The following is a 371-nucleotide window of genomic DNA, read 5'->3' as shown; positions in this document are numbered from 1 at the left end:
AGCAACAGTGACACGGGAAGTGATTCTTTATGCACCTACTGGGGAAATCAAATCTGTGGGTGAATGGTCTACTGCTAAGTGGGAAACATACTCAGCTCCAGAATTTAAAGGTTACACTCCAGACAAAGCACAAATTGATGAAACTACTGTGAACGATGACACTCAGGATACAACTGTTGAGATTAGCTATACAGCTAATGAGACCCCAAGGCAAGAAACCAAGGACATTACTCGAACAATTATTGTCCACACGCCAAACGGAACTGACCAAACAGTTAAACAAACAGCAACAGTGACACGGGAAGTGATTCTTTATGCACCTACTGGGGAAATCAAATCTGTGGGTGAATGGTCTACTGCTAAGTGGGAAA

General features: G+C 42.9%; 1 pseudogene. It reads left to right on the top strand.

Annotation, left to right across the window (positions count from 1 at the left end):
• Positions 1–371, top strand: a pseudogene (locus tag CP370_RS09585) (mucus-binding protein); the annotation flags it as partial.

The sequence above is a fragment of the Lactobacillus sp. UMNPBX19 genome (assembly GCF_002553805.1).
Taxonomy (GTDB): domain Bacteria; phylum Bacillota; class Bacilli; order Lactobacillales; family Lactobacillaceae; genus Lactobacillus.
Note: the sequence above shows the minus strand (reverse complement) of the source record. Positions and strands in the feature narration are given on the sequence as shown.